Origin of the sequence: Limibacillus sp. MBR-115 (assembly GCF_040549425.1) — a bacterium.
Classification (GTDB): Bacteria; Pseudomonadota; Alphaproteobacteria; order Kiloniellales; family CECT-8803; genus Limibacillus; species Limibacillus halophilus.
The window spans coordinates 287094-309312 of record NZ_JBEPTJ010000001.1; the positions used below are offsets into that span (position 1 = coordinate 287094).

At 58.9% G+C, this 22219-nt stretch carries 22 protein-coding genes and 1 tRNA gene; 9 read left to right on the plus strand and 14 right to left on the minus strand.

The genetic code is table 11. The features are described from left to right. The first annotated feature begins 3 nt into the window (after positions 1–3). The 5 genes from radA (at position 4) to ABIE63_RS01390 (ending at position 4969) form a co-directional block, all read left to right on the plus strand. Positions 4–1419 carry a DNA repair protein RadA gene (gene radA, locus ABIE63_RS01370; protein ID WP_354502146.1) on the plus strand — a complete coding sequence of 472 codons (1416 nt, stop codon included), beginning with the start codon at positions 4–6 and terminating at the stop codon, positions 1417–1419. Between the two features lie 97 nt (positions 1420–1516). Beyond that, positions 1517–2215 carry a CvpA family protein gene (locus ABIE63_RS01375; protein WP_183415432.1) on the plus strand — a complete coding sequence of 233 codons (699 nt, stop codon included), beginning with the start codon at positions 1517–1519 and terminating at the stop codon, positions 2213–2215. A 24-nt stretch (positions 2216–2239) separates the two neighbouring features. Further along, on the plus strand, positions 2240–3703 hold the full coding sequence (gene purF / locus ABIE63_RS01380) for an amidophosphoribosyltransferase (protein WP_354502149.1): 1464 nt from the start codon (positions 2240–2242) through the stop codon (positions 3701–3703). A 13-nt stretch (positions 3704–3716) separates the two neighbouring features. Further along, entirely contained in the window at positions 3717–4232 is a 516-nt protein-coding gene (locus ABIE63_RS01385) for a DUF2937 family protein (RefSeq protein ID WP_354502151.1), read from the plus strand. After that, positions 4229–4969 carry an SDR family NAD(P)-dependent oxidoreductase gene (locus ABIE63_RS01390; protein WP_354502154.1) on the plus strand — a complete coding sequence of 247 codons (741 nt, stop codon included), beginning with the start codon at positions 4229–4231 and terminating at the stop codon, positions 4967–4969. The genes ABIE63_RS01385 and ABIE63_RS01390 overlap by 4 nt, the downstream gene beginning before the upstream one ends. Positions 4970–4976: 7 nt before the next feature. Here ABIE63_RS01390 and der read toward each other — a convergent pair whose 3' ends face one another. The 3 genes from der to ABIE63_RS01405 are packed head-to-tail and all read right to left on the minus strand — an operon-like array spanning position 4977 to position 8445. Next, a complete protein-coding gene (der, locus tag ABIE63_RS01395) occupies positions 4977–6395 on the minus strand; it encodes a ribosome biogenesis GTPase Der (RefSeq protein ID WP_183415436.1) in 1419 nt (472 codons plus the stop codon). A gap of 21 nt (positions 6396–6416) precedes the next feature. Next, positions 6417–7769 (minus strand): PQQ-binding-like beta-propeller repeat protein, encoded by a 1353-nt coding sequence (locus ABIE63_RS01400; protein ID WP_354502157.1) that lies wholly within the window; start codon positions 7767–7769, stop codon positions 6417–6419. Positions 7770–7797: 28 nt separating this feature from the next. Next, on the minus strand, positions 7798–8445 hold the full coding sequence (locus ABIE63_RS01405) for a tetratricopeptide repeat protein (RefSeq protein WP_354502160.1): 648 nt from the start codon (positions 8443–8445) through the stop codon (positions 7798–7800). A 193-nt stretch (positions 8446–8638) separates the two neighbouring features. Between ABIE63_RS01405 and ABIE63_RS01410 the strand changes: the two genes are divergently transcribed. The 3 genes from ABIE63_RS01410 to ABIE63_RS01420 all read left to right on the plus strand — a co-directional run bounded on the left by ABIE63_RS01410 (position 8639) and on the right by ABIE63_RS01420 (position 10091). Then, positions 8639–8989 (plus strand): DUF2794 domain-containing protein, encoded by a 351-nt coding sequence (locus ABIE63_RS01410; protein ID WP_183415439.1) that lies wholly within the window; start codon positions 8639–8641, stop codon positions 8987–8989. A gap of 168 nt (positions 8990–9157) precedes the next feature. After that, entirely contained in the window at positions 9158–9418 is a 261-nt protein-coding gene (locus ABIE63_RS01415) for a hypothetical protein (RefSeq protein WP_354502163.1), read from the plus strand. 121 nt (positions 9419–9539) lie between these two features. Then, on the plus strand, positions 9540–10091 hold the full coding sequence (locus ABIE63_RS01420) for a GNAT family N-acetyltransferase (RefSeq protein WP_354502166.1): 552 nt from the start codon (positions 9540–9542) through the stop codon (positions 10089–10091). A gap of 36 nt (positions 10092–10127) precedes the next feature. Here the strand turns inward: ABIE63_RS01420 and ABIE63_RS01425 are convergent, their stop codons facing one another. The 6 genes from ABIE63_RS01425 to ABIE63_RS01450 all read right to left on the minus strand — a co-directional run bounded on the left by ABIE63_RS01425 (position 10128) and on the right by ABIE63_RS01450 (position 16962). Further along, the gene (locus tag ABIE63_RS01425; RefSeq protein WP_354502168.1) at positions 10128–10499 is read right to left on the minus strand and encodes a GFA family protein; all 372 of its coding nucleotides are present in this window, start codon (positions 10497–10499) and stop codon (positions 10128–10130) included. 15 nt (positions 10500–10514) lie between these two features. Beyond that, entirely contained in the window at positions 10515–12065 is a 1551-nt protein-coding gene (guaA, locus tag ABIE63_RS01430; protein ID WP_354502171.1) for a glutamine-hydrolyzing GMP synthase, read from the minus strand. Continuing rightward, positions 12062–13438 (minus strand): RsmB/NOP family class I SAM-dependent RNA methyltransferase, encoded by a 1377-nt coding sequence (locus ABIE63_RS01435; RefSeq protein WP_354502174.1) that lies wholly within the window; start codon positions 13436–13438, stop codon positions 12062–12064. Before ABIE63_RS01435 ends, guaA begins: the two co-directional genes overlap by 4 nt. A gap of 25 nt (positions 13439–13463) precedes the next feature. Next, positions 13464–14927 (minus strand): IMP dehydrogenase, encoded by a 1464-nt coding sequence (gene guaB / locus ABIE63_RS01440; RefSeq protein WP_183415445.1) that lies wholly within the window; start codon positions 14925–14927, stop codon positions 13464–13466. Between the two features lie 194 nt (positions 14928–15121). Beyond that, complete coding sequence (locus ABIE63_RS01445; RefSeq protein WP_354502177.1) at positions 15122–15850, minus strand: RlmE family RNA methyltransferase; 729 nt, start codon at positions 15848–15850, stop codon at positions 15122–15124. After that, on the minus strand, positions 15847–16962 hold the full coding sequence (locus tag ABIE63_RS01450) for a Ppx/GppA phosphatase family protein (RefSeq protein ID WP_354502180.1): 1116 nt from the start codon (positions 16960–16962) through the stop codon (positions 15847–15849). The genes ABIE63_RS01445 and ABIE63_RS01450 overlap by 4 nt, the downstream gene beginning before the upstream one ends. 301 nt (positions 16963–17263) lie before the next feature. Here ABIE63_RS01450 and ABIE63_RS01455 point away from each other — a divergent pair. Then, a tRNA-Gln gene (locus tag ABIE63_RS01455) sits at positions 17264–17337 on the plus strand. A gap of 397 nt (positions 17338–17734) precedes the next feature. Here the strand turns inward: ABIE63_RS01455 and ABIE63_RS01460 are convergent. Genes ABIE63_RS01460 through ABIE63_RS01480 form a run of 5 tightly spaced genes read right to left on the minus strand, consistent with a single transcriptional unit; the run spans position 17735 to position 22199 of the window. After that, entirely contained in the window at positions 17735–18865 is a 1131-nt protein-coding gene (locus ABIE63_RS01460) for a M20 family metallopeptidase (RefSeq protein WP_354502182.1), read from the minus strand. A gap of 32 nt (positions 18866–18897) precedes the next feature. Continuing rightward, positions 18898–19599: an ABC transporter ATP-binding protein gene (locus tag ABIE63_RS01465; RefSeq protein WP_354502185.1), complete on the minus strand. Its 702-nt coding sequence runs from the start codon at positions 19597–19599 to the stop codon at positions 18898–18900. 2 nt (positions 19600–19601) lie between these two features. Continuing rightward, entirely contained in the window at positions 19602–20318 is a 717-nt protein-coding gene (locus ABIE63_RS01470) for an ATP-binding cassette domain-containing protein (RefSeq protein WP_354502188.1), read from the minus strand. A 1-nt stretch (position 20319) separates the two neighbouring features. Beyond that, entirely contained in the window at positions 20320–21336 is a 1017-nt protein-coding gene (locus tag ABIE63_RS01475; protein ID WP_354502191.1) for a branched-chain amino acid ABC transporter permease, read from the minus strand. Between the two features lie 8 nt (positions 21337–21344). After that, positions 21345–22199 carry a branched-chain amino acid ABC transporter permease gene (locus ABIE63_RS01480; RefSeq protein WP_183415451.1) on the minus strand — a complete coding sequence of 285 codons (855 nt, stop codon included), beginning with the start codon at positions 22197–22199 and terminating at the stop codon, positions 21345–21347. Positions 22200–22219 lie beyond the last annotated feature (20 nt).

The window sequence follows — 22219 nt, forward strand, 5'->3', positions numbered from 1 at the left end:
AGAATGGCTAAGCTCCAGACCCGCTACGTCTGTCAGTCCTGTGGCGCCAGCTACTCAAAGTGGACCGGACGCTGTGATGCCTGCGAGGAGTGGAACAGCGTTGTGGAGGAAGCGCCGCGCGATTCCGTCCCCGGTGGTCTGAAACGTAGCAGCGGCAACCGCGCCCGCCGCGTCCAGTTCCAACCGTTGCAAGGCAGCAGCGAGCCCCTGCCCCGTCGCACTAGCGGCATCGCCGAGTTCGACCGTGTCTGTGGCGGCGGTCTCGTCCCTGGCTCGGCAGTGTTGATCGGCGGCGACCCCGGCATCGGAAAATCGACGCTGTTATTGCAGGTGGTGGCGGCCCTGGCGCGCTCGGGAACGTCGGCGGCCTACGTATCCGGCGAAGAAGCCATTGATCAGATACGCCTGCGGGCGAGCCGCCTTGGCCTGGCTGACAGCCCTGTTGATCTTGCCTCGGCGACGTCAGTCGGCGATATCGCCGACAGCCTCGACAGCGCCGATGCCCCGGTCATCGTCGTGATCGATTCCATCCAGACGATGTTCGTCGAGAACCTGGACTCCGCTCCGGGCACGGTCTCCCAGGTCAGGGCGAGCGCCCAGGCTTTGATCCGCTTGGCCAAAGAACGCGGGTTCACCCTGTTGCTGGTTGGCCACGTCACCAAGGAAGGCGTGATCGCGGGACCCAAGGTACTGGAGCACATGGTCGATGCGGTTTTGACATTCGAAGGCGAGCGCGGGCATCAGTTCCGAATCCTGCGCGCCACCAAGAACCGCTTTGGCGCCACCGACGAGATCGGCGTCTTCGAGATGACGGATAGGGGCCTCGAAGAGGTCGCCAACCCAAGCGCCCTGTTCCTCGCGGATAGACAGCACGCGGTTTCCGGTGCCGCGGTTTTTGCCGGCATGGAGGGAACGCGGCCGCTCCTGGTTGAACTTCAGGCATTGGTTTCTAACTCACCGCTGGGAACGCCTCGGCGTGCCGTGGTGGGGTGGGACGGAAACCGCCTCTCCATGGTCCTGGCGGTGCTGGAGACGCGTTGTGGGCTTTCCTTCGCGGGCAAGGATGTTTATCTGAACGTCGCAGGTGGTTTAAAGGTTAATGAACCGGCCGCGGATCTGGCCGTTGCAGCGGCTTTGGTTTCAGCTCTAAGCGACAGACCCGTGCCAATGGATTGTGTTGTTTTCGGCGAGATTGGGCTTTCCGGCGAGATTCGCGTGGTGGGGCAGAGCGAGGCCCGCCTCAAGGAAGCCGAGAAACTTGGTTTCGCATCAGCCATTTTACCGGACCAACGGCAGCGGCGCGGCGGCCGGAACGTCGCGCCCGGACTGCAAAGAAAGCCTTGCGAGCACCTGCGCGACCTGGTGGCGATCGTTGCGGGCGGGCCTAGAGATTTGGCTGATAGTGACAGCGAATTGTAACATGAGTGAAACCGGGGCGTGACAAAGCGGGTCATAAACGCCTAAAAGACCCACGCAGACTGCCTGACCCCACGATGAGGGTGCGAAAAGAGTCAAGATGGACTCACTGCCGATCAACACTGTCGACCTAGCCGTTGCAGGCGTCCTGATAATCTCGGGCCTGATCGCTTTCATGCGCGGTCTGGTGCACGAGGTTCTTTCCGTTTCTGCCTGGATTGGCGCAGGATTTGCCACACTTTACGGCTACCCCTACCTCACACCCTATGTGATGGAGTTCATAGCGAGCGAGCTGATCGCGCAGGTCATTGCAGGCGTGGGAGTCTTCATTGCCGTCTTGATTGTGATATCCTTGATATCCCACGGCCTGTCGCGCCGGGTGAGGGAATCGGCGTTAGGCGCCCTCGACCGCTCGCTCGGGTTCATTTTCGGATTGCTGCGTGGCGCTTTCCTCGTTTGCCTCACATGGTTGGTGTTTGCCTGGATGGTGCAACCAGATGAAAGGCCTGAATGGATTACCCAGGCCAAGGTCGTCCCCGTTGTAAAGCTCGGCGCCGAGCTTTTGGTCGACCTTGTTCCGGAAAGCGCCAAAGAGGACGGCGCAGATGCAATAACCAGCGCTCAGGATAAGGCGCAAGAAACGCTTCGCGACCAGGTGCGCAAGGAAGTCGACCGGCAGATGGACGAGGTCATGGCACCGCGGAGCGAACCTCAGGGGGAGCAACCCTCGAGTGGCGATCAGGGCTATTCACAAGACCAACGCGACTCGTTGAATGGTTTGATAGAGAACCAACAATAGAGCTTTCCCAATGGAGCGAAATTTATGCTGACGACCAATCCCTTCGATAGAACCGATGACGACAAACTGCACGAGGAGTGTGGCGTTTTCGGAGTCTTCGGGCACAAGGATGCGGCAAGCCTGACCGCGCTGGGGCTGCACGCCTTGCAGCACAGGGGCCAGGAAGCTGCGGGTATCGTCAGCTACGACGGCAAGCAGTTCCACAGCCATAAGGATATGGGACACGTCGGCGACATCTTCGGCAAGCCGACGATCATGGAGAAGATCGCCGGCCAAGCCGCTATCGGTCACACCCGCTACGCAACGACCGGCGATACGATTCTGCGCAATGTCCAACCGTTGTTCGCCGATTTCGCCTCAGGCGGATTCGCCTTGGCGCACAACGGGAACCTGACAAACGCCATCAATCTACGGCGCGCACTGGTGCAACGCGGCTCGCTTTTCCAATCGACATCGGATACCGAGACCATCATCCATCTGATGGCGACCACAACTGGAGATTCGGTGATCGAGCGGCTGATAGCCGCCCTCCATCAAGTCGAAGGCGCTTATTCCCTGGTCGCAGTCTTCAAGGATGCCGTGATTGGCGTCCGCGATCCATTGGGTGTGCGTCCGTTGGTGCTCGGCAAGTTGGGCGACGCCCACATCCTGGCGTCGGAAACCTGTGCTCTGGATATCATCGGCGCCGATCTGGTACGCGAGTTGGACGCTGGCGAGATGGTCGTGCTGTCGAGCGAAGGGGTAAAAACCCTGAAGCCCTTCGCGGTCAAGGAGCGCCGCTTCTGTATCTTCGAGTACATCTATTTCGCTCGCCCCGATTCCATCATGGAAAACCGCTCGGTTTACGATGCGCGGAAACGTATCGGCGCGGAGTTGGCGCGAGAGAGCCACGTCCCCGCCGACGTCGTGGTACCGGTGCCGGACTCCGGTGTTCCCGCAGCACTTGGCTACGCCGAGCAATCCGAAATTCCTTTCCAGTTCGGTATCATTCGCAATCACTACGTGGGCCGGACTTTCATTGAGCCGACCGACCAGATTCGACATTTGGGTGTGAAGCTGAAGCACAACGCCAACCGCGCCCATCTGGAAGGCCGCCGGGTGATCTTGGTCGACGATTCCATCGTTCGCGGCACAACCTCAACCAAGATCGTCGAGATGGTCCGTTCAGCCGGCGCCACGGAAGTGCATATGCGCGTCGCCGCTCCTCCAACCCGTCATTCATGCTTCTACGGAGTTGACACGCCCGAGCGCGATGAACTGCTCGCCGGACGCTTCGATGAAAAAGGCATGGCTGATTTTATCGGCGTGGATAGCCTTGCCTTCATTTCCATAGACGGCCTTTATCGTGCCATGGGTTATGATGCGCGCGACATGAAGAAGCCGCAGTTCTGCGATGCCTGTTTCACCGGCGATTATCCAACGCGTCTGACCGATCAGGACAGTTCTGATCGCACATCTCAACTCTCACTGCTCGACGACGGCAGATAGGGATAAGCGTGATATGCAGCGTCTCGGGACCCGGTTGGCAGATTTTCTAACCGGTGCCGCGGGGGCCTTGCTAACGTCACAGTTTCCGGCATTCTACGGACAGTACCTACAAAGCCTCGGCGGGCGTCTCGATCAGGCACGCTTACAGGCGGAAAGACTACGAGATGTGGCAGCTTCCCTTGATCTGCCACTGGAGCTCTACCTCCAGCGCCTACTGACAAACAGTGACGCCGCCATCCAGTTTTCCGGTCGGCTCCACGCTGAGATCCTGAAAGATGAAGCGCGTCTGACCCAAGCTTTCCGCCAGCTTTCCGAAGCGGCGTTTTGGGAGCGCCCTTTGGTTTTTGCCCGTAATTTCGAGCTCGCCATCGGCCAGGGCACCGCCGAACGGTTTCAACCGGCTTTTCCGATCACACTGGAAGGCTTTGCCTATACAGGGCTTGGACTGCTATTAGGGCTCGGAGTTTTGTATGGCTCGAAGAAGGCCGTAGCCCAATTGAGATCGACGAAAGTAAGGAACCCTGCATGACCGAAGCCGAAACCAGCAACGGTAGCCGCAACGGCCGTCTCCGCGGCCGTATTGCCCTGATCACAGGGGCCTCGCGTGGCATCGGCGCAGCCGTTGCCAAGGCCTTCGCCCGAGAGGGCGCGCAACTGGTCCTCGTCTCCCGCACCGTGGGCGGTCTGGAGGAAATCGACGATGAAGTACAGGCACTCGGCGCGCCGCCGGCGACACTTGTTCCCCTTGATCTGCAGAGCTTCGAAGCAATCGATCAACTTGGCGCCTCCCTGTTCGAGCGCTTTGGCAAACTGGACGTGCTGATCGCCAACGCCGGGATTTTGGGCGCCCTTTCTCCGACGGGTCATATCGACCCGAAGGTCTGGCAGCGCGTAATAGATATCAATCTGACTGCCAACTATCGGCTGATACGCAGCTTGGAACCCTTGTTGCGGCAATCAGAGGCCGGACGGGCGGTTTTCGTGACATCTGGCGCCGCGCAGGGCGTCCGGCCCTATTGGGGGCCCTATGCGGTCAGCAAAGCAGGTCTGGAGGCCCTGGTCCGTAACTGGGCCGGTGAGGTCACTAAAACGAACCTCAAGATCAATATGGTCGATCCTGGTGGCACGAGAACGGCTATGCGGGCCCTGGCCTACCCGACAGAAGACCCGGCGCTCCTGAAGACACCTGAGGACATTGCCGAGCATTTCGTGCCGTTGGCCATGGCGGATTGCTCGCGGCATGGCGAAACAATATCGCTGAAGTAACCTAGGATCAGGCGTAGGGGTTGTCGCCCTTGCGAAGAAGAAAGCGTATAGGTACGGCTGGCATGTCGAAATCCTCGCGCATGCCATTTTCCAGATAGCGAACATAGCTGTCCGGCAACTCTTTGGGCCGTGATACCCAGAGCGCAAACGTAGGCGGGCGTGATTTGACCTGCGTCACATAGCGAATCTTGAGGCGACGGCCTGACACCATTGGCGGCGGATGAGCCTCCAGCATCGCGCTCAGCCAGCGGTTCAAGCGCGCTGTGGAGATGCGGCTCTGCCAGGTTTCGTAAACCTCCAGCACTGCATCCATCAGTCGATCAAGACCTCGCCCGGTCAGGCCGGAAATCGGCACCAAGGGGATACCCTTGACCTGGGGCAGCGAGCGGATCATGCGGTCCTGCACCTCGCTGATGGCAGCCTTGGAATCCTTGAGGGCGTCCCACTTATTGAGGCCAATGACCAGCGCGCGGCCTTCCTCGATAACCGTGCGCGCGATCCAAAGGTCCTGCTTGTGGAGCCCCTCCTGGCCGTCCAACAACAAGACAACGACCTGGGCATAGTCGATGGCGCGCTTGGTATCATAGGCAGACAACCGCTCGACCCGATCCGTCACCTTGGCGCGACGGCGCAATCCTGCGGTATCCACAAGCCGGAAGTGCACGCCGCGAAACTCCCAATCGAGGGAAATGGCGTCACGCGTTATGCCCGCTTCCGGCCCTGTCAATAACCGGTCTTCACCAATCATGCGATTGACGAGAGTCGATTTACCGACGTTGGGCCGTCCTACGATCGCAAGCTGTAGTGGCCCGCTGGGCGGCTCCTCGCCTTCCGTGCCGTCCTCGGCGTGCTCGGGCGTCGACGGCTCCTTCTTAGCCTTCTTCCCCTTGCTCACTCGTGGCGCTTGCGAAACCGCCTGGTCTTCTCGCAAAACGGTCAATCGCTCCAGAATGGCGTCGTGCAGGTCGGAAATTCCAAGGCCGTGCTCGGCAGAAAACGGTACCGGTTCGCCCATTCCCAACCGCCAAGCTTCGGCCAAGCCGGCTTCAGCCGCCCGTCCTTCGCACTTGTTCGCAATCAGGATCACAGGCGTCGGACTGCGCCGCAGCACCTCTGCGAAATGCGCATCCAGGGGTGTCACCCCCGCTCTTGCATCGACAATGAAGACAGCCAGGTCCGCCTCGGCGAGCGCCCGTTCGGTCTGCTGCCGCATCCTGCCCTCTAGGGTTCCGCCGTCGGCCTCTTCAAGACCGGCGGTATCAATCACCTTGAAGGTTAGATCGTAAAGACGCCCCTCCCCTTCGCGGCGATCACGCGTCACGCCCGGTTGATCGTCAACCAACGCCAAGCGCTTGCCGACCAGACGGTTGAACAGCGTCGACTTGCCGACGTTCGGCCTTCCGATGATGGCGAGGGTAAAACTCATCTGCGGTTCCGCTCCTACCGCCTAGCGGTAGGCGAGCAAGTCGCCGTCCTCGGTCAATAGATACAGCGTCCGGTTCGCCACCAAAGGTGCGATCGTCACCTTGCCGCGAAGCTCTATTACGCCGGTTTCCGTGCCATCGGAGGGGGCCAAAATTCGGACCTCTCCATTGGAACCCGCAACGATCACCTGGTTACCTGCGACAATCGGTCCGTACCAAGCAATAGGGCCATCACGGTCTTCCGGATCCTCGAACCTCGGCAACTGCGTGACCCAGCGAACGCGACCGCTGCTGCGCACAACCGCCATTACCGTCTGCTCGTTGGTCACAAGAAAGACGAAATCGCCCACTGTCCAAGGCGTGCTGATCCCGCCGGCCTCGATATCCCAGGCGCGTTGCCCCTGAAGGGCTGCAATAGCCACGGAGCGATTGCTGTTGCCCATCACCAGCACAAAGTCTCGATCGATAACGGGATGCCCTCTGATATCGGCGAGATCGAGGATGGGGTCGCTACGCTTGAAGCCGGAAAGGGAATCGCTCCAAAGGACGTGGCCGTTGTCGGGCCGCAGTGCATAGAGCTCACCCGAGGAGTAAGGCGTTACGACCAAATCATTCGTCACGGCCGGGCTTGCTGCGCCCAAAAGACCGGCGGCCTCCTGGATGCCGCGGTGAACCCAAACCTGCGACCCGTCACCAGCGGAAAGAGCGTAGGTCTGGTTATCGATGGTCACGACATAAACTTGATTGCCTACAACGGTCGGCGCTGCGCGCAAAGGCGTCGCAAATTGTTGACGCCAGATAACCTCGCCGCTGGAGCTGTCGAGCGCCAGAACCTGGGCGAAACCCGTCGTGACGTAAAGCCGGCCCGACTGATAGGCGAGACCGCCGCCAAAGAAGCCGTCATCCTCGTCTTCGGGCGCAATATCGCGCTGCCAGAAACGGCGGCCGCTATTCGCATCAAACGCGGAAACCTTGGAGGTGGCGTCCAGTGTAAAAATCCGCCCTTCCGCTACGACAGGCTGCGCCAGAATACGCACGTTCGAGCCGGAACCCTCGCCGACGTCGGCGGTCCAAGCCAAGCGCAATCCCGTACCCAGATCCAGATGGTACATGGCATGGTCGGGCCTACCGCCCGCCTGCGCCCACTCCGCGTTGGCCTGTGGAGCAGGCAATGTCACGGGCAGGTCAGCGACACTGGGGTCGGCGCGCAGGGCCTGATCAAGGTTGTAGACCGGTTCGCGGGTGCCGGGCAGCGGCGGGTCGGACTCCGCATCACCGATATAGTCGTCATAAAGACTACAGCCACCAAGGAAGAGCAACCCCACAAGCACCAAGCAAGATAGCTTCAGGGAATGAACGGCCGATCGAAACTTCATCAGATTTTTTCCCCTAAGAAACCCAGCATTACTCGGCCCCCAGGACTGTCAGCATACGCTGCGCGCGGCTACGAACGCCGCCAGGCGCCTCGGTGCCATCGACCAAAGTCTGAAACAGCGTACGCGCTTTTTCGTCATCGCCCTTTTTCATGGCGATATACCCCATCAATTCCGTCGCGCTGGCATAGAAGGGATTGGCCTCATTCAACAAGGGCGCGAGGCGGCCTTCCAAGGCATCCGGAGCGGCGTCATCCAACTCCAGCATCACCGACTGCAAGCGCGCAAGATCGCGCAGAGCCTTCGGCACCGCAGTGTCGTTCGACAGCGCATCCAGTGCACCGACCGCCGCAGCCTTGTCGCCGGCCTTCTGATGCTCTCCGGCAATCCTGAAGCGCGCAAGGACCCCATAGCCCGAGGGGTTCTCCTTGGCCACCTCTTCTAGAGCCGCGACAGCTTCCGCCGTCCCCTGCTCATCGACGATGGCAAGCGCCGCAGCGAAGCGTTCGGAATTCTTGATGCTCTGTTGCTGTTTCCAATAGGTCCAGCCCTGGTATCCAGCCACCCCCAGCACCAGCGCAACCGCCGCGCCGATGACGACAAAGCGGTAACGCTTCCAGAGCTTCATGTACTGTTCGTGCCTTACGGCTTCTTCGACTTCTTCAAAAATATCGCTCAAGCTGCTTCTCCCGTGGCTGAGCGTCAGTCACATTGCGCCGCGACTATAGCCATTATGACATGCCGGGCAAAGAGGCGCATTGCGCGTCGTGGTCGGCTTCGTGCCGATTCTTGATTCCTTCCTAGACGTCACGGTGATTTTGAGGAACACTATTATTGCAGTTTTGGGAAATGAGGGAGATTCAAGGGCAACGATGGCAATCGTGGTGACCTTCGATCCGAGCCCCTCGGCCGGGAGGCCGAAATCCCAACGTGCGACCTTCTTCAACCGTCATGAACTAAGTCAGTTGCTTTCGCTCTACTCCACGCGGGTGGCGCGCGGAGAATGGCGCGATTACGCCCTGGACCACCAGCAAGGCCAAGCCATTTTCTCGGTTTTCCGCCACACCATGGAGTCGCCGCGCTTTTCCATCGTCAAAGCAGTAAGCCAAGGCGGTAAGAAGCAGGAGTACGCAGTCTTCGCGGGGAAACGTCGGTTGAGCCGCTCAAGCAACCTGTCGGACGCACTGCGTATCTTCGATAAAGAGCTGGTCGTCATAGGCTGAAACTCCTTCGCCTGCCTGCCAGGCAACGGGTTCCGGTCCCACCTCTTCCGCATGCCGATCCTCCGGTTCTCCCAGGCCTTTGCCGTTCCGTCATTCCCCTATGTTCCTTATTTGTTCTTTTTTGTATTAGACTGCAATCCAGTCTCATTGCGTGAAAGGAACTTGGGCATGCCGGAAGATGCGTCGCCGACGCCGACATCACTTGGCGACCTGCGTGCGATGGACTTGGACGTCTTTTGCTGGTGCAACCGCTGCTTCCACAACGCGATTCTGGAGACAGCGGGGCTAATTCCCCGCTTCGGACCTCACCATCCGGTCCCTCACCTTTCTAGCAAACTGCGCTGTGAGGCCTGCGGCAGCCAAGACGTCGAGGCACGCCCTGCCTGGCGGGGCCTCGGTCAGGTCACCCGGCATGGCAAGCTGACATAGCAGTCCAATAGGAATCCCCAAAGGCAGGCAAGCAGTCTTGCGTCACCAATGCCCCGCTATATCATCATCGTCTGTGAAGATCGAGAACGGCCAAGCAATTGGCTAGGTAGGCGAGGTTGAATTGGCAGCAGCGGATTATCGAATCAACGTCCTAGAGGCCACCGAAATTGCATCGTACCTGGAACCGCTAGCCGAAATCTTAAAGGCCTGTGTCCATGATGGCGCCAATGTCAGTTTTGTCTTGCCGTTCGGCGATTTCGAAGCTCAGGCTTTCTGGCGCGAGAAGGTCGCCCCGTCGGTGGCGGATGGCAAACGCCGCTTGCTGGTCGCGGAAGTCGATGGTGTGATGGCCGGGACAGTGCAACTGAACCTGGAAATGACGCCAAACCAGGCGCATCGAGGTGAGGTCTCGAAGTTGTTGGTTCATCCACGCTTCCGCCGCCGGGGCATCGGACAGGCCCTGATGCGCGAAGTGGAACGCCAGGCAATCGGGGCTGAACGTTGGTTGTTGACCTTGGATACCGCCGATGCGACTGCCGAGCGTATATACCGCGCTTTGGGATTCACGGTCGCTGGCAGTATCCCCGCCTTTGCCCGCCACCCGATGGAGGACCGCTGGGAAGCGACGACTTATATGTACAAGATTCTGGAGGATATTCGGCCCAGCAATTGAATGGGCTTTATTCGTGCTGGAATAACACCCGCCCCTCTAGATATCGCTTGGGTGCGCGTTCCTGCCATCTGAACATTCGACATCCAAGTAGTCTTCGATCAACACGCCATCTATACAGGCGATATTCACCCCATACGCCGAGGGATCGGAACGGCGTCTATGATGGGTATAGATCCCGCAGACCTTGCAGAAGTAGTGCTTGGCCGTGTGTGTGTTGAAGCTGTACTCGGTCAAGAACTCGCGGCCTTTCACTACCTCCAGGTTCTCAAGCTTGACCGAAGCGACTACCGCGCCTTTTCTGCTGCAAATCGAGCAATTGCAACGCCGTGGATTCTTGAGCCCGTCCGGCACCGTTAAAGCTAGTTCCACGGCGCCGCAATGACACGTCGATTTTAGTATTTCGACCATTTCTCGACCGCGATCTTATTCCCACTCAATGGTCCCGGGAGGCTTGGAGGTCACATCATAAACGACGCGATTGATGCCGCGCACCTCGTTAATGATGCGGGTCGCCACGCGGCTCAGAAAAGCATGCTCGAAGGGATAGGAGTCCGCGGTCATGCCGTCGGTCGAGGTGACCGCGCGCAGGCCGCAGACCCGGTCATAGGAACGGGCATCGCCCATAACACCAACGGTACGCACCGGCAGCAATACGGCAAAGGCCTGCCAGATTTCGTCGTAGAGACCGGCTTTTCGAATCTCGTCGAGATAGACCGCATCGGCCTTGCGCAGGATATCGCAAGATTCGCGGGTCACTTCGCCAGGAATACGAATGGCAAGACCTGGCCCCGGGAAGGGGTGACGGCCCACCATGCTGGCGGGCAGCCCCAACTCGCGGCCCAGCACCCTAACCTCGTCCTTGAAAAGTTCGCGCAAGGGCTCGACCAATTTCATCTTCATGCGTTCGGGTAAGCCGCCGACGTTGTGGTGGCTCTTGATGGTGACGCTCGGCCCCCCGGTGAAGGAGACGGACTCGATTACGTCCGGATAAAGCGTGCCTTGCGCCAGGAAGTCTGCGCCACCGACCTTCTCGGCCTCCTCCTCGAAGACGTCGATGAAGGTCGCGCCAATGATCTTGCGCTTCTGCTCCGGGTCGCTGACTCCTGCCAGCTTGCCCAGGAACAGATCGCTGGCGTCACGTGCCACCAGTGGAATGTTGTAGTGATTGCGGAAGATTTCCTCGACCTGATCCGCCTCGCCCTGCCGTAACAAACCATGGTCAACAAAGATGCAGGTCAAGCGCTCGCCGATCGCCTCATGGATCAAAACGGCCGCCACACTTGAATCGACGCCGCCGGACAGACCGCAGATAACCCGGCCCTTTTCACCGACCTGGGCACGTATCTGAGCGATTGCCTGGTCGCGAAACGCGGCCATCGTCCAATCGCCCTTGAGACCCGCCACCCGATGCACGAAATTCGCCAGTAGCTTGGCCCCGTCCGGGGTATGGACCACCTCAGGGTGGAACTGGACGGCGTAAATCTTGCGCGTGTCATCGGCGATGGCGGCAAAAGGAGCGCCATCGGAGGTACCCACCGCGCGAAAGCCGTCGGGCAGATCAACCACACGGTCGCCGTGGCTCATCCAGACCTGGTGCTGCTCGCCTTTACGCCAAACGCCATCGAAGAGCGCACAGTCGTCCTCTATCGACAGGAGCGCGCGGCCGAACTCCTGATGGTCCGAGCCCTCGACTTTACCGCCTAGTTGCGCGCAAATCGTCTGCTCACCGTAACAGATGCCCAGAACCGGCACGCCAAGATCGAATACGATCTGCGGTGCACGCGGACCGTCGTCTACCGTGACCGAGTGGGGACTGCCAGACAGAATGATCGCATTGGGTTCGAAAGCCCCTACCCGTTCGGGACCACAATTGTATGGCAGTATTTCGCAGTAGACTCCGGCTTCACGGACACGGCGGGCTATAAGCTGTGTTACCTGGGAGCCGAAATCCAAGATCAGCACGCGGTCGGTCATACCTCTTTTCCCCTCCTGTCCTGCTTATCGGAATCCTCGGCGTCGTCGCGGGCGTCGCTTTCGCCAGCGCGTTCGAGAACAGCCATGAAGAAACCATCCGTCCCATGGCGCGCCGGGGTCAGCGTCAACGCCGCCTCCGCCGGATCGCCCGGATAAGGCGCACCTGAGATATCGCTCCAGAGGTTCACGGCCGGCAGTGGGGCAAACTCCGGATGGTTTGCCAGGAAGGCTTCGACCTGCCGGCCATTCTCTTCGGCCAAAAGCGAACAAGTCGCATAGATAAGCCTTCCGCCGGGCTTCACGAGCCGTTGGGCGCTTTCAAGAATTTCCGCCTGCAGTCCAACCAGCCGACGAAGTTCCTCTTCTCCCAGACGCCAGCGCGCATCGGGATTGCGCCGCCACGCACCACTGCCGCTGCAAGGCGCGTCGACTAGCACACGATCGAACTTGGCTTTCCGGCGCTTGAGCCAGGGATCCCGGTGGTCGCGGAGCAGATGGCGCTCGATATTGTGGAGATCGGCACGGCGAATGCGCACTTGCGCCCGGTCCAAACGGCCCTTCATAACATCCAGGGCCAGCAACTGGCCCTTGTTCTGCATAACCGCTCCCAACGCCAAAGTCTTGCCGCCCGCTCCGGCGCAAAAGTCACAGACCCGCAAGCCAGGTTTGGCATCGACCAGCAAAGCGATGAGCTGCGATCCCTCGTCCTGAACCTCGACCAAGCCGTTTCGGAAAGCCTTGGTCGCCGCTATCGGTGCTCTACCGTCGCGAATCTTGAGTGCCAAGGGCGACAGGCTGCCTTCGTCGCAGAGAATTTCCTCCTTGGCCAACGCCGCCAAGGCCGCCGCCCTATCACCCTTCATCAAATTGACACGGAGGTCCGTCGGAGCCTCGGCCAGCAGCGCGGAAAGCTCGGTTTCGGCGCTGTCCCCATAGAGTGCCGCAAAGTGTGTCCACAGCCAGTCAGGCACTTCCAGCCGCACGGCGTCGGACTGCGCAGGATCGATCAGACTCTTACCTGAAAGCGCCTGCAACATTTGCCTCTTCCCCGCCTCGAGCCGAGTCGGATTGAACCCCTGACCGTCAAAGCTCCCGGCCACCTGATCCGCCGACCAACCCTCGGCTAGTACCAGATAAGCCGTCACCATGGCCCGTGCAGATGCATCAACCCCAACAGAGTTCAGCCACCAAGTGAGTTTGGCGCGGGCGCGTAGAACGCCGTAAGACAACTCCAGTATGCGCCGGCGGTCACCACCGCCGATGTAACGGCGCTGACGCAGGAACGCCGCCACGATCTGGTCCGCCGGACGTTCCAACGGCAAAAGCGCCTCCGTCAGGTCGACGGCGGCCTGGATGCGTGCGGCTGGGGTCATGAAGTTGCTACCACCTGTGGCTTGATCAATTTTCCGTCCGATAGTTCGGCGATTCGCGTGTGATGGCCACATCATGGACGTGGCTCTCCCTGAGACCCGCGCCGGTGATCTTCACGAACCGGCAACCGTTGCGCATCTCCTCGATCGTGCTGTTGCCGGTATAGCCCATTGCGGCTCTAAGGCCACCGACGAGCTGGTGGATAACACCGGCCACCGCTCCCTTGTAGGCAACGCGGCCCTCGACGCCTTCGGGTACCAGTTTCAGTTTATCGGCAACTTCCTGCTGAAAATAACGGTCCGCGGAACCGCGTGCCATGGCACCGACCGACCCCATACCACGATAGGATTTGTAGGACCGGCCTTGGTAAAGGAAGACCTCGCCCGGGCTCTCCTCGGTCCCAGCCAACAGCGAACCGATCATGGCGCAGCTGGCACCTGCGGCGATCGCCTTGGCCAAATCACCCGAGAACTTGATGCCGCCGTCTGCTATTGCCGGCACATCGGCATCCTTGCAGGCGCTGACGACGTCCAGGATTGCCGTCAATTGCGGTACGCCGACACCAGCAACGATCCGGGTTGTGCAGATGGAGCCTGGACCGATACCGACCTTCACCGCATCCGCGCCCGCGCCGATCAATGCCTTGGCGCCTTCGACCGTCGCAATATTTCCGGCGATAACTTGGGCCGAATTCGACAAGCGTTTTACTTGTGAAACCGTGTCGATCACGCCTTGCGAGTGTCCGTGGGCCGTATCAACGACCACAAGATCGACTTCAGCGTCCAACAGCGCTTCGGCACGGGCGACGCCCTGTGCGCCGACACCGGTGGCGGCGGCGACTCTCAGCCGCCCCTTCTCATCCTTGCAGGCGTGGGGAAAGGCTTGCGCTTTCTCGATGTCTTTGACTGTGATGAGCCCAACGCAGCTGTAAACCTCATCCACCACCAGCAGTTTTTCGATGCGGTGCTGGTGCAGCAACTTGCGGGCGTCGTTTCTGCCAACGCCTTCGCGAACCGTGATCAGATTCTCCCAGGTCATAAGCTCGGCAATAGGCTGTTTTGGGTTCTCTGCAAAACGCACGTCACGGTTTGTCAGAATGCCGACCAGCTTCTTCGAGCCGCGCTCGACCACCGGAATGCCGGAAATTGAGTGCAGCTCCATCAGCGCCAGCGCATTGGCCAGCGGCTCGTCCGGATGGATGGTTACCGGATTGACCACCATACCGCTTTCGAACTTCTTGACCTTGCGGACTTCGTCGGCCTGCTCGTTGGGCTGCATGTTTTTGTGGATGACACCCAGACCTCCGGCCTGCGCCATGGCTATGGCCAACTGATATTCCGTCACGGTGTCCATTGCCGCGGAAATTAGCGGGATACCGAGCGTTATGCTGCGCGTCAGGCGCGTGGAGGTATCGACGTCTGCAGGCAGCACCGCAGAGGCGGCCGGCTGCAGCAAGACATCATCGAAAGTAAGAGCTTCTCGGATTTCCATGAGGGCCAACTTCTCCAATCTCTGGACGGACGCGGCGGAGACGACTCCGACGCTTCGAACTCCGGCGTCTCGACACCATGTGAGTTGGCGCGTTCTTTTGATCCGAATCCGCACCAAACGCAAGCCCAAAGGGCGCAGTGCAGCCACAAGCGCACTGCATAGGCGGAAAAATACCGCTTTTGGCCGCGGTAGAACTAACCTTCCGACCCAGATGTCGTCGGCTTTCCGCGAAACCCCGTCGCCAGGACGTAAAGCTCCGCCGAATCCGATCGGCTTGCCGGCGGCTTCACGTGCCGCACCTTGGCAAAAGACTTGCGAAGACGGTCCAGCAACTCTTTTTCGCTTCCTCCCTGCAATACCTTGCAAAGGAAAAAGCCGTCGGGTGCCAGCACATCCTCCGCAAAATCCAAAGCCACTTCGGCTAAGGTCATGATGCGGAGGTGATCCGTATTGGCATGGCCAGTCGAGGACGCCGCCATATCCGAAAGTACCGCGTTGGCTGGGCCGCCTAGGAGATCGACCAAACGTTGCGGAGCATCGGTGTCCAGGAAATCACCGACGATGATCTGTGAACCCGGCACCGGGTCGACAGGCAGAAGGTCGATCCCAACAACCCGCCCCTCCTTGCCGATTCGCTCCAACGCCACTTGGATCCACCCGCCGGGTGCCGCGCCAAGATCTACGACGCGCATGCCTTTCTTGAAAAAATGAAACTTCTCATCCAACTGCAAAAGCTTGAACGCCGCGCGCGAGCGATAACCACGCTTTTGCGCCTCGGCCACATAGGGATCGTTCAACTGGCGTTGCAGCCAGCGGGCCGAAGAATTGGATCGACTTTTTGCCGTGCGCACGCGCACCGTCGTCTGGCGGCCCGTCGTGCGGCCACTGGATTTTCCGCCACCTGAACGTCCCCGACTGCTCATGACGGCACCTTGCTTTGAGCGGAAGCCCGCTCACCATCGCCAGACCGGCGGCGGGATTTTCTGGATCCCCTTCGCGTCTGCGCTTCATCCATCAAGCCGAGAAGGATTCCTTCGCGCAGACCACGATCGGCCACCCGCAGTCGGCCAACCGGCCAGGTACGACAGATACCTTGCAGGATTGCGCAACCGGCCAGCATGAGGTCCGCACGTTCCGGTCCGATGCACGGATGGGCGGCCCGTTCACTGACGTTCATCTCCGCTATTCGATCAATCGCACTTTCCAGGCAATTGAAATCCATGTACGCGCCGTCAATCAGCGCCCGCTGATATCGCGGAAGTTCTTTATGAACCCCGGCCAGCGTCGTTACGGTTCCCGAAGTGCCGACCATTTGAACTTCGCCCTCGCGGACGCGGTGCGCAATCTCATCTCGCGCCTCAAATGCTACCAATGCCTCCGCGACCTCTGCGGCCATTGCGTTGTGGTCGCTGCGGTTTACCGCACCATCACAATAACGCTCGGCAAGATTGACCACACCGAATGGGAGTGAATGCCAGGTTAGGATTTTCGGGGCATGTCGGCCCGTGCCGTCACCGCCACCCGTTACATCGACCCAGCTGATTTCAGTGCTCCCGCCGCCGATATCGAACAGCAGGGCATAGCGACGGTTGCGATCAAAAAGCGGCTTACAGCCTTGTACCGCCAAGCGCGCTTCCTCATCACAGGAAATAATCTCCAGGCGGATGCCTGTTTCCACCCTCACCTTGTCTATGAAAGCTTCGTGGTTGCCAGCCCTGCGGCACGCCTCCGTCGCCACGCAGCGGCTGAAAGATACGTCGCGGCGGGCGATCTTCTCAGCACAGATTTTAAGCGCATCAAGCGTGCGGTCCATCGCGGCTTCCGATAGCGTTCCGCTCCGCGAAAGCCCTTCCCCCAATCGCACGATCCGCGAAAAGGCATCGACCACGCGAAAACCATCACGAGTCGGGCGTGCGACCAGCAATCTACAGTTGTTCGTGCCGAGGTCGATGGCGGCAAAAGTATCCGCCAAGGCACCCGGCGCCCGCTGACGACACGGCTTGCCGCGGTCGTCCCAGGCATTCTGGCCTTTCACTCGTTCCTCCTGGCGCGCCCAGTGGGACCTTGATCGGAAGCGCCGCAAGGTAAGACCTTGCTCGCCGACTTCTCGATGATCCGAACCAGGGCGCTGTGTTCCTACATAATGCGCCTATCATAGACAAAGCAGCGCCCAGTCCAAGGGTCGACACGCGACTTACTTTCCCCCGGCGGCGTCCTTTTTGATTGCCGCCAGGCAACGAAGAGCACACGAAGGGGGTTGAAATGCTATCATCTACCGGACTATATGATGCGCCCAACGCGGAATACCTGCGCGTTGACTAACCAGCAAACCCTGCTGGGGGATAGTTTAGCGGTAGAACTTCCGGCTCTGACCCGGACAGCCCTGGTTCGAATCCAGGTCCCCCAGCCAGTCTCTCCAGTAATTCCTTGTATTCTCAGCCAGTCCATCCGGCCGTGATCCCGGTTTGTGGCCTTGAGTCCACAACAGCGGTCTACAGAGAAATTTTTGAACCTCTGCGGAGCGCTTCTTGGAGCCGGCCAGAGATTTGGTGGGAAACTAAGCAAAGACTTCCCGCTGCCGTTTCGCGACCTCGACCTCAAACTGGATTTTCATATAGGTTACGCCACACACGAACACGGCGCCAAAGCGCAATCTTCGCGTCGGCACAAGCTTGATATTGGTTTTCCTGCGGGAGTCTGAACAATCAGGATTTTCATCCCCCACGCAGATTCTTTCGGCTGAGCAATAGCTGAAAATTGCTGAACTTGGGCCCGAAGGTTTGAATCATTTCACAGCGCACAACCCGTCAACGGCACCAAGAATCTATAATTTTTTCGTAGAGCATGACGGCTTCGGGAATCTTGTCGACAAAGCAGTATTCGTCCGTTTGATGCGCAAGCGCGGTCTCGCCCGGTCCCAAAATTACTGTAGGTGCGCATAGCGCAGCGGCTAAAATCGAAGCATCGGTGAAAAACGGTAAGGTCATGGGACGCGGAACAATCTGAATTTCCTGCGCGACGACTGCGTTTACACATTGAACGAAGGGGTGATTGAAATCCGTTTTGACAGGATCAAGGTCCACCTCCGCGTTCAGCCCTACTCCTTCGTCATTGAGGTAAGATTTAAGCTGGCTCAAAATCTTTTCGTGAGACTTACGCTCGATCGAGCGAATGTCGATTGTGAACTCCGCATAATCTGGCACCGAATTGATATTGAGGCCGCCCCGAACCGTTCCAACATTGAGGCTTGGCGACCCCAAAAGCTCATCGCGCTTCTCGTTGAATCCGAATTGCTCGAGTTTTGCAATCGCGCGTGACGCCTTATAGACGGCGTTGACACCCTTTTCAGGCATGGACCCATGGGCAGTGACGCCAGCAGTCTCACCACGCAACCATAGGGCCCCGCGGTGACCGATGGCAGGCAAATTCGAAGTGGGCTCTGCAACCAGAAGCGCACTTGCCTTGCCGAGAGCGCCCTCGATTTCGGCTACGTACCTCGATCCCTCGCATCCGGTCTCCTCTCCTGCCGTCAGAATCAACATGAGGCCACGGCGCAAACTCTCCGGTTGCTGGGCGGCTGCAACTGCGCTGGCAACAGCGACCGCAACGCCGCTTTTCATGTCACTGGCGCCCCGTCCATAAAGCTTTCCGTCAGCAATCTCCCCGGCTAGCGGCGCCCTTGTCCAGGGCTGATGCCCAAAGGGCACGGTATCCAGATGCCCAGTCATCGCCAATGGCAACAAACTTTCATCACGGCCGGGCAGACATGACACCAGGGTCGTGCGGCCGTCCGCAAACTCGTAGTAGCTGTTCGCAAAACCCGCTTCTTCAAGCATTACGCCAAGATGGTGGGCGCAGTCCCTCTCGAACCCCGGTGGATTGACAGTGTCAAAGCGAATTAGAGCCTGAGTCAGGCTGACGGCATCGGGTATGGTCATAAGCAGGTTCCTCCCTGATGGCCGACCCGGCATCAGATTGCGAGATACTGCTGAACGACGTCAGATTGGGAGACCTCCTGAGTGGTTCCCTTCGCAACCAGAGCGCCTTTTTCGAGAATGATGCAGTGATCGGCCATGTTGAAGATCATCGGCACGTTCTGTTCAACAATGACGATGGTCATTCCTTCGTTCTTGTTAATTTCCTTCAGGGTCACGCCAATCTGGTGAACGAGTGTCGGCATGATGCCGTCCGAAGGCTCGTCCAGTAGCATCACCTTCGGGTCGGTCATGAGCCCGCGGCCGATGGCTAACATTTGCTGCTCGCCGCCGCTCATGGTGCCGGCCTGCTGGGACATGCGTTCGCCAAGCCTGGGAAAATAGCTGAGGACTTCCTCACTACGATCACGTGGCCGCTTGCCGGCGGCGATCCGCCCAATCTCCAAATTCTCGCGCACCGTCAGTTGAGGGAAAATTCCTCGCCCCTGGACAACAGTTGTTATGCCACGGCGCGCGCGCTCGTAGGCTTGCAGCCCACTGATGTCCTCTCCGTCGAGCCTGATCGCGCCACTGGTCGTTTTAATGAGGCCGGAGAGCGCCCGTATCAAAGTCGTCTTGCCCATGCCATTGCGGCCGAGCACACCAAGGACCTCGCCCTCCGCGATGGAAAAGGACACCCCCCGGAGCACTTTGATCGCGCCATATCCAGAATCGAGCGCTTCAACTTCCAAAGACATCATCAAGCTCCCAAGTAGACTTCGCGCACCTGCGGATCGTTGGACAACTCCTCGAATGAACCTTCCTTGAGGACCTGCCCAAGATGCAGCACCGTGATCGGTGCCTGGAGGTCGCGAATAAAGTTGATGTCGTGCTCGATAATGACAATCGACAGATTACGGTCCCGCGCCAAGCTTTTGACCAAGTCCCCGGTGGCCGCAGTTTCTGCAGCCGTCATGCCAGCAGTTGGCTCATCCAAAAGCAGCAATTCCGCTTCGATTCCCAAAAGCATGCCGATCTCAAGCCACTGGCGTTGACCGTGGGAGAGAAACTGTACCGGAGTGTGCCGCTGTTCCCGCAACCGAACGATATCCAGGACCTCGAGCACGCGGTTTTCACGGCGCTCGCGCGGGGTTGAAGTTCCCAGCACAGCGAGTTCTATGTTTTCGTAAGCGGTAAGATTGTCGAAGACCGAAGGCGTTTGGAACTTGCGCGCTATGCCGACCCTGGCGCGCTTTGGCACCGGTAAGCCAGTGATGTCTTGTTCTTTGTAGTAGATTTTTCCAGAGGACGGAGCCAGATGCCCGGAGATCATGCTGATGAAGGTTGTTTTTCCTGCACCATTCGGCCCAATGACACTACGGACCTGCCCAGCCTCCAACTGAAAATCAATATCCTTGTTGGCGATCAGGCCGCGAAAGTTCTTCGACAATCCAGTGGTTCTCAAAAGTACTGCCATGTTAGCCACGCCTCCTTTGCAGAAACTGAAAAAGCTGCACGACGGCACCGGAAAGTCCGGATTTGAAGAAGGCGATTACCAGGATGAAAATGATCCCCAACAAAAGCTGCCAGTACTCAGGCGTGATTGCGCTCAGATAGTTCGAGAGCGATGAAACCAGGATACCGCCAAGCAGAGCACCAAGAAGCGATGCCCGCCCGCCGATGGCTACCCAGACAACAACCTCGGTCGAAAAGAGAACGCCCGCCAATGACGGCGAGACGAAGTTTGCCTGACTCGCATAGAGGGCACCCGCAAAGCCGGCAAGGCCCCCGGACAAAGCGAAAACCAGTGTTTTGTATGCGGAAACATTAAAACCAAGGGCGATCACCCGGTCCTCGTTCTCGCGTATCCCTACCAGCACCTTGCCGACTTTCGAGAGGGTCAGCCAACGAAAGCCCAGATAGCAGAGAACGATCAGCGGTAGGACGAAATAGTAGAACGCCACGTCTCCATAGAGCGATACCTCGCCAAGCGGTCCAAAGGTCAGCGACATCCGGTCGACAAAAAGTCCATTCCACCCACCGGTGATTTGCGACTGGCTGACAGCGATCTGCTCGGCGATGATTGAGAGCGCTAAAGTGATCAGTACGAAGTATGTCGCCCGCACTCCAGCGCTAAAGAGAAAGTAGCCGGCAATCGCTGCCAGGCCACCGCCAGCCAGGACGGCGACGATTATGCCTAGATAAGCCGCATTGACTGGTAATGCCTGCTGCATCATCAGGCCCATCGCATAGCCGCCAACAGCGAAGAACGCGGCTTGGCCAAAGCTGAGAATGCCGCCAAAACCCCAAAGCAGGCCGAGTGACATGGCCAGAAGGCCGAACAGCATGTACTGCGGCAGGATGTAGATCACATAGCCGGAGAAGACGGTTGGCAACAGCGCCAGAAGCGCAAAAACCACCATCGCGACGCCGGTCTCACCGCCCCAACGGCTTCGCCGGACTGACTTTTCTTGCTTGGAAAGAGTCTCGGGCATGGCTTGGATCAACGTCCTTTGATCAGACCCTGCGGTCGGAAGCGCAGAATCATGATGGCGATAAAGAAGACGGCCGCCTGCGCCACCACCTGATTGGTGAAGAGCGCAAAAAGGGTTTCGGAGCCGCCGATGAAGAAGCTACCCAGCAATGTGCCGCTTAGCAGTTGCCCGACGCCACCGACGATCACCACGAAGAATGAGCGAACCAGAAAGACATTCCCGATGTAGGGATCGATGCTTAGCATCGGCGCGATCAGCGCCCCGGCGAGACCGGCCATGAAGGCGCCGAAGCCGAAGACCAGTTTGTAAGTAAGCGCGATGTTCAGGCCAAGCAGACTGGCGACTTCGCGATTCTGGATCAACGCCCGGATCTTGATTCCGATCGACGTGCGGAAAAACACGAAAGCTGATGCACCGATCAGTAACAGGGTGAAGCCAGCAACGGCGCTGCGGTAGGCCGGTATCTTTAAGCCAGCCAACTCGTAAGCGCCGGGCAAAGGACTTTCGACATTCCTGAAGTCCGTGCCAAAAACGATTTTTATGACCTCGGTGGCAATCAGGAAGAATGCCCAGGTAAGAAGTAAGGTTTCAAATGGCCGGTCGTAGAAAAATCGGATCACAAGGTGTTCGAAAAGCAGCCCTACGACACATACGCCGAGAGCGGAAAGCAAGACTGCTAATCCAAAGGGAATGCCAGCGGTTGTCGTCGCCCAGGCAAAATAGGCGCCTAGGGTCAACATCGCGCCGTGCCCCATATTGATAACGCCAACCAACCCGTAAATAATTGCCAGTCCAAAGGCGGCCAGGGCCAAGACCAGCGTAATGAGAGTGGCGTCAACGGCGATGCTCAACGCCAAGTTCATACAATTTCTCCCTCCAATGA

What these genes read in the sequence shown, in the direction of transcription:
- radA (WP_354502146.1), top strand. Translation starts at nt 4, where the DNA reads ATGGCTAAGCTCCAGACCCGCTACGTCTGTCAGTCCTGTGGCGCCAGC.
- ABIE63_RS01375 (WP_183415432.1), top strand. Translation starts at nt 1,517, where the DNA reads ATGGACTCACTGCCGATCAACACTGTCGACCTAGCCGTTGCAGGCGTC.
- purF (WP_354502149.1), top strand. Translation starts at nt 2,240, where the DNA reads ATGCTGACGACCAATCCCTTCGATAGAACCGATGACGACAAACTGCAC.
- ABIE63_RS01385 (WP_354502151.1), top strand. Translation starts at nt 3,717, where the DNA reads ATGCAGCGTCTCGGGACCCGGTTGGCAGATTTTCTAACCGGTGCCGCG.
- ABIE63_RS01390 (WP_354502154.1), top strand. Translation starts at nt 4,229, where the DNA reads ATGACCGAAGCCGAAACCAGCAACGGTAGCCGCAACGGCCGTCTCCGC.
- der (WP_183415436.1), bottom strand. Translation starts at nt 6,395, where the DNA reads ATGAGTTTTACCCTCGCCATCATCGGAAGGCCGAACGTCGGCAAGTCG.
- ABIE63_RS01400 (WP_354502157.1), bottom strand. Translation starts at nt 7,769, where the DNA reads ATGAAGTTTCGATCGGCCGTTCATTCCCTGAAGCTATCTTGCTTGGTG.
- ABIE63_RS01410 (WP_183415439.1), top strand. Translation starts at nt 8,639, where the DNA reads ATGGCAATCGTGGTGACCTTCGATCCGAGCCCCTCGGCCGGGAGGCCG.
- ABIE63_RS01415 (WP_354502163.1), top strand. Translation starts at nt 9,158, where the DNA reads ATGCCGGAAGATGCGTCGCCGACGCCGACATCACTTGGCGACCTGCGT.
- ABIE63_RS01425 (WP_354502168.1), bottom strand. Translation starts at nt 10,499, where the DNA reads ATGGTCGAAATACTAAAATCGACGTGTCATTGCGGCGCCGTGGAACTA.
- guaA (WP_354502171.1), bottom strand. Translation starts at nt 12,065, where the DNA reads ATGACCGACCGCGTGCTGATCTTGGATTTCGGCTCCCAGGTAACACAG.
- ABIE63_RS01435 (WP_354502174.1), bottom strand. Translation starts at nt 13,438, where the DNA reads ATGACCCCAGCCGCACGCATCCAGGCCGCCGTCGACCTGACGGAGGCG.
- guaB (WP_183415445.1), bottom strand. Translation starts at nt 14,927, where the DNA reads ATGGAAATCCGAGAAGCTCTTACTTTCGATGATGTCTTGCTGCAGCCG.
- ABIE63_RS01445 (WP_354502177.1), bottom strand. Translation starts at nt 15,850, where the DNA reads ATGAGCAGTCGGGGACGTTCAGGTGGCGGAAAATCCAGTGGCCGCACG.
- ABIE63_RS01460 (WP_354502182.1), bottom strand. Translation starts at nt 18,865, where the DNA reads ATGACCATACCCGATGCCGTCAGCCTGACTCAGGCTCTAATTCGCTTT.
- ABIE63_RS01465 (WP_354502185.1), bottom strand. Translation starts at nt 19,599, where the DNA reads ATGTCTTTGGAAGTTGAAGCGCTCGATTCTGGATATGGCGCGATCAAA.
- ABIE63_RS01470 (WP_354502188.1), bottom strand. Translation starts at nt 20,318, where the DNA reads ATGGCAGTACTTTTGAGAACCACTGGATTGTCGAAGAACTTTCGCGGC.
- ABIE63_RS01475 (WP_354502191.1), bottom strand. Translation starts at nt 21,336, where the DNA reads ATGCCCGAGACTCTTTCCAAGCAAGAAAAGTCAGTCCGGCGAAGCCGT.
- ABIE63_RS01480 (WP_183415451.1), bottom strand. Translation starts at nt 22,199, where the DNA reads ATGAACTTGGCGTTGAGCATCGCCGTTGACGCCACTCTCATTACGCTG.